Genomic DNA, 6,287 nt, shown 5'->3' on the forward strand with positions numbered 1-6,287 from the left:
CCGGGGCGTCGTCGTGTGCGCCGCAAGGGCAAGGAGAGGGGGCCGGGAGAGGGAGCGGGACGGGAGAGGGAGGGCCACGGGGACGTGGGATGCGCGGACGAGGGGCCGAGGGTGGCGGACCGGGGGACGGGAGAGGGAAGGGGGGAGGGGCTGCGACGCCACCGGCCGTGGCCCGCGGCGGTGGGGGCCCGTGGCCGTTGGGTGCCCGTGGCGGTGGGGGCCCGTGGCCGTTGGGTGCCCGTGGCCGTTGGGTGCCCGTGGCGACCTTCCGGCCCCGGAGGCGCAGGGCACCCCGCGTCCGGCCGGCCTGGAGGCACCCGCCGGTGACGCCGGGTGGTGCGGGGCGGGACCGAGCGCGCGGGACCGAGCCAGGCGGCGCGCTCCGGGCACCGCGGCCCCGCCCCCACCGACAGCGGCGGGCCGAGGAAGCGGAACAGGACGAGGGGCCCCACTGACAGCGGCGGGCCGAGGAAGCGGGACAGGACGAGGGGCCCGCCACAGTCGTGGCGGACCCCTCGTCGGCCGTCGGCTCCGGTCCTTCGGCGGAGCCTCCGCTCAGGCCGGCAGCAACTCCCGTTCCCGGTCGTCGGCGGTCACCGGCACGGTCTCCCGCAGTGTGGAGACCACCAGCTCCAGTTGTTCGTCGCCCCTGACCATCTCCATGTGCCGGCCGGGCATCGCCCGCTGGGCCAGACCGGCCGGGTACAGGCCGTGCCAGTGGGCGATGTACCGGGCTTCCGGCACCTCGTCGCCGCTGCCGTCGCGTACCGTGTCGCTGACGAACAGCGTCGCCCTGGCACCCGAGCGCCCGGGCCGGTAGGCGGCGAGCGAGCGCACCTCCGCCTCCAGCACGGCATAGGGCAGCCACTCGTCGAGCGTGACCAGAGCACCGTCCAGGTTCATCTCCGGCGCCAGGCGCTGCAACTCCCGCTGCGTCGCGGCCCGTTCGGCGCCCTGCTCGTCCTGGCCACGGTGCCACAGCGCGTTCACCCGACGGTACACCTCGGCGTGCCGCTCGAAGCGGTCCCGCTGGTCGTCGCCGGTCACCGCCGGCTCCAGCAGGAACAGCCCCGACACCTCCTCCGGTGCCGCCACTCCCATCGCGTGCGCGATCACGGCGCCCGTCGACCATCCGAGGATCGTGCACGGGCCCGTGGGCTGCACCCGGCGGATCTCCCGCCAGTACCGTTCCGCGATCGACTCGATCCCGACGAGCGGCGCCTCATCCGCGTCCAGCCCCGGGGCCTGGATGCCGTACACGGTGAAGGTGCCCGCCAGGCACCGTGCGAGCGACCGGTACGGGTGGGTGCTGCCACCGCCCGGGTGTACGCAGAACAGCACGGGCAGCTCGGGATCGACCACGGACGAAAGGAGCACCACGAGCCCGGACGACGCCGGTCGCGGGACGTCGAGCGCGGCCGCCAGCCGGGCCACCGTCGGATGCCGCACGATCTGCTGGAGGGCGACGCCCAGACCGGCCTCCCGCAGTCGGGAGACCGCCCGCACCGAGCTGATCGACTGTCCGCCCAGTTCGAAGAAGTTGTCGTGGATGCCGACGGTGTCGATGCCGAGGACGTCGCACCACACTCCGGCGATGGTCTCCTCCGTCGCGTTGCGGGGTGCGGTGTAGGTGGTGGCGAGTTCGGGTCGGTGGTGGTCGGGTGCGGGCAGGGCTTTGGTGTCGACTTTCCCGTTGGGTGTCAGGGGGAGTTGGTCGAGGGTGACGTAGAGGCCCGGGACCATGTAGTCGGGCAGCTGCCGCTGCAGATGGGCGCGGAGGTCGGGGGTGCCGGGGGTGTGTCCGGGGGTGGGCACGAGGTAGGCGATGAGCTGCTTGTTGCCGGGTGTGTCCTCCCGGACGGTGACCGCGGCGGTGTGGACCTGCGGATGAGAGGTGAGGGCGTTCTCGATCTCGCCGAGTTCGATGCGGTAGCCGCGCAGCTTGACCTGGTTGTCGATCCGGCCGATGAACTCCAGCGTCCCGTCCGCACGCCACTTGACCAGGTCACCGGTGTGATAGACCCGCGGGTCGGGGCGGGGCGGGGTGAGGGGGTTGGGAGTGAAGCGCTCCTCGGTCAGCTCGGGCCGGTCGTGATAGTGCCGGGCCAGACAGACACCCCCCAGCAGGGCATGGCCGGGAACACCGACCGGCGCGGGCTGGTTGTGGTGGTCCACCACGTAGGCGGTGGTGTTGGTGATGGGCCGGCCCAGCGTGGTCGTGCCCCCGTGCGGGTCCGGCACGGTGGTCAGGCTCATCACGTTCGCCACCGAGCCCTCGGTCGCCCCGTACTCGTTGCTGATCGTCGTCCGTGTGCTGCCGGCCTCCAGCAGCCGCGCGACGAGCTGGGGGGTGAGGTTCTCACCACCGGCGACGATCGTGGAGATGTGATGCCGGGCCCCCCGGCTCTCCAGGTGAGCGGCCAGCACCTCCAGATGCGACGGCGTCGCCTTGAGGAAACTGATGGGAGTGTTCGTGCAGATCAGGTCGATGGCCGCGTCGAACGCCGTCCGCTCCGGCCCCGTCACCGGAATCACCAGCTGCTGGCCCTGGACCAGCGGCAGGAACAACGCCGTGATCGTCAGATCGAACGTCACCGACGAATACAAGACCGTCCCGATCCCGCCATTCGGGTCTGCGGGATAGTTCCGGTCGCACCAGTGCAGATAGTTCACGACACCGCGGTGCTCCAAGGCCACACCCTTGGGCCTGCCGGTGGAACCGGAGGTGTAGATGACATACGCCAGATCATCCGGCGAAGCCACCGGCTCAAGGTCGCACTCCGCACCGGCCGGCCACTGGGCGTCGGTCAGAAGCCGCGGAACCCCTTCCGGGATGCGCCCGTCAAGAGCCGTGCTGGTGATGACGAGCGCAGCCTTCGCGTCCTCCACCATGTAGGTGATGCGGTCGCTCGGATAGTCCGGGTCCAGCGGAACGAACGCGGCACCCGCCTTCAGAATGCCCAGCAACGACGCGATCAGATCGGGCGAACGATCCAGACAGACCGCGATCAGCGTGTCCGGAGTAATCCCCGCCTCCCGCAGATGATGAGCCAGCCGGTTCGCACGCGCGTTGATGCCGGCGTAGGTCCAGCGCTCACCACCGAACGTCACCGCGATCGCGTCGGGGTGGGTGGCGACGCGGTCCTCGATCAGCCGGTGGATCGTCGCCGTGTCCGGGTAGGGGCCCGTGACACCGTTCCAGTCGACCAGGACCTCCCGCCGCTCCCTCTCCGTGAGCATGTTGAGGTCGCCGATGCGTGCGCCGGGCGAGTCCACCACGGAGGTCAGCAGCGCCAGCAGGTGGCCGGTCATGCGCTCGACCGTCTCCGCGTCGAACCTGCTCCGGTCGTAGACGAAGCGGAACTCCAGGGCCCGGCCCGCCGACACGACGAGGGTCAACGGGTATCCGGTGCGCTCCACACAGTTCACCAGGCGCCGGGTCAGTCCCTCGGGGAAGTCCGACGGCTTCTGCACCACCGGGTAGTTCTCGAAGACGAGGATGGACCGGAACAACGGCTCGCCGCGCGGGATCCTGCTGTGTTTCTGCACGTCGACGAGGTGGCAGTACTCCCACTGCCGCATGTCCAGTTGCTCGTCCTGGAGATCCCGCAGCCACTCGGAGACGACCAGGTCGCCCGTGAGCCGGCCGCGCACCGGCAGCGTGTTGATGAACAGGCCCATCATCGACTCGACACCGGGCAGATCGATCGAACGGCCCGAGATGGTCGAGCCGAACAGCACCTCGTCCTGACGGCTGTACCGTGAGAGCAGGATCGACCACAGGCCCTGTACCAGAGTGTTCATCGTGACCCGCTGGGACTTGGCGTAGTCCCGTGCCCGCGCGAACAGCTCCGCGGAGGCGCACGCCTCGAACTCGCCGACTCCCGTGTCCCCGGTGTCCCGGTCGACGTGCAGGGCGGTGGGCTCGGTGACGCCCGCGAGGTAGTCGGACCAGAACGCCGCCGAGTCGTCGTCCCGCCGGGAGTTGAGCCACTCGATGTAGCGACGGTAGGGGACCGTGGGCGGCAGCCCGGCGGGGGTGCCGTCGAGCAGTGCGCGGTAGAGGGCGAACAACTCCTTCTGGAGGATCTGCACGCTCCAGCCGTCGAGGAGGATGTGGTGGAACGACCAGACGACGATCCGGCGTTCCTCCGTCATGCGCAGCACGGTGACCCGGACCAGCGGGGCCCGTGACAGGTCGAACCCCCGGGCCCAGTCCTCCGCCAGGAAGGCGTCGAGCCGCTCCTCCTGACCGGGCAGGCCGCGCAGATCCCTCACCTCGAAGGGGAGGGGAGCCCGGCGCTGTACCACCTGCACCGGCTCCGACACCCCCTCCCACACGAACGCGCTGCGCAGGATCGAGTGCCGGTCGACGAGCTGTTGCCAGGCGGCACCGAACAGCCCGTCGTCGAAGGGGCCTTCGACCTCCTCCGTCATCTGCACCATGTAGGGGCGGGTGTCGGAGGTGTCCTCCAGGGAGTGGTACAGCATGCCGAACTGCAGGGGCGAGAGCCCGTAGACGTCTTCCACGTTGTGCGCGCTCATATCGAGAACCTCTTCAGGATCGCGGCCATGTCGGCGTCACCGACATCGGTGAGGGGAACGCCAGGGGACTCCCGGCGGGCGTCGGCGGCTCCGTCGGCGCTGCCGGCGATCAGCTCGCGCAGGTGGCCGAGGACGCCGTCGGCCAGGTGTTCGACGGTGGCCCGGTCGTGCAGCGCGGTCGAGTAGTTGATGTACAGGCCGAACGTGTCGCCCTCCACGGCGGCGGTCACGTCCAGCACGTTCCACCGCATGCCGTCCGGGCTGATCGAGTGCCCCTTGGGCTCTTCGGGGCCGGAGTACCGCCCGATGCCCGGCAGGTCCCTGGTGAACTGCCCCAGGTAGTTGAAGTTCACTTCCGGTGTGGGCTGCCGGCGCAGTACGGAGGCTACGTCCGGGGCGCCGAGGTGGCGCAGGATGCCGTAGCCGACGCCCTTGTTGGGGATCCGCGCCAACTGCTCGCGGACCGAGTCGAGCGAGGCCACCGCGCTGGTGGTGCCTGGCGTCAGCCGCAGGGCGACGGGGAAGACGGACGTGAACCACCCCACCGTCCGTGACAGGTCGACGTCGGGGAACAGATCCTCCCGGCCGTGCCCCTCCAGACCGATCAGGGTCTCGTCGTCCCCCGTCCAGTCGCGCAGGGCGTGGGCCAGCGCGGTGAGCAACGCGTCGTTGATCTGGGTGCTGAAGGTCTTCGGCACGTCCCGCAGCAGGGCACGAGTCTCCTCCGGGTCGAGCGTCGCCATGACGGCGGCGGCGGATCCCAGGTCGTTGCGGCCGTCCCGGTCACGCGGCACCCGGCCGGCCGGCTTGGGCTCGGCCCAGTAGGCGAACTCCGCCCGTGCCTGCGCGGAGTCGGCGAAGCCGTGCAGTCGCTGAGCCCACGACCGGAACGACGTCGTCTTGGCCGGCAGCAGGGGCGCGAGCCCGGCGGCCCGCCGCTCGTAGCAACTGCCCAGGTCCTCCAGCAGGATCCGCCAGGACACTCCGTCGACCGCCAGGTGGTGTACGACGATGAGCAGCCGCTGCCCGCGCGTGGCCCCCAACTCCTGCAGGGCCGCCCGCAGCAGCGGGCCCTTGGCCAGGTCGAGGCTCTGCTGTGTCTCCTCCGCGATGCGCAGCGCCACCGACTCCAGGGACTCGTCCGCGACATCGGACAGGTCGTGCACGTCGAGGACGCCGGTGTCCACGGTCTCGTCCAGGTACTGCCGCCAGCCGTCCGTCCCGTCCGTGCAGCGCAGGCGCAGCGCGTCGTGGTGCTCGATCAGGTCGGCCAGCGCGAGCCGCAGCACGTCGGGGTCGAGCCCGTCGGTGACGAGGAGTTCGGCCTGGTTGAAGTGGTCGAACGCCGGCAGGTCCTTCTCGAAGAACCAGTGCTGGATCGGTGTCAGCGGGACCTCGCCCACCACGCGGCCCTGTTCCGCGTCGACCGGTGCGGCCGTACCGGCGTGGACCGCGATCTCGGCGATCGTCTGGTTCTTGAAGATCAGCCGCGGAGTGAGGTGCACACCGAACTTCTTGGCGCGGGCGATCATCTGGATGCTGATGATCGAATCCCCGCCCAGTTCGAAGAAGTTGTCGTGGATGCCGACGGTGTCGATGCCGAGGATCTCGGCCCAGATCGCGGCAAGGGTGCGCTCGGTGTCCGTCCGGGGTGCGGTGTAGGTGGTGGCGAGTTCGGGTCGGTGGTGGTCGGGTGCGGGCAGGGCTTTGGTGTCGACTTTCCCGTTGGGTGTCAGGGGGAG

General features: G+C 70.4%; 2 protein-coding genes. Both read right to left on the reverse strand.

Translation table 11 applies throughout. From position 1 onward, the window contains the following. Positions 1 to 555: 555 nt before the first annotated feature. The gene (locus tag ACZ7N4_RS35710) at positions 556 to 4,545 is read right to left on the reverse strand and encodes an amino acid adenylation domain-containing protein (RefSeq protein WP_471367415.1); all 3,990 of its coding nucleotides are present in this window, start codon (positions 4,543 to 4,545) and stop codon (positions 556 to 558) included. Further along, positions 4,542 to 6,287: condensation domain-containing protein (locus ACZ7N4_RS35715; RefSeq protein WP_471367418.1), on the reverse strand; the 1,746-nt coding region annotated here is incomplete at its 5' end. The genes ACZ7N4_RS35715 and ACZ7N4_RS35710, both read right to left, overlap by 4 nt.

Source organism: Streptomyces sp. NPDC107654, assembly GCF_055639035.1.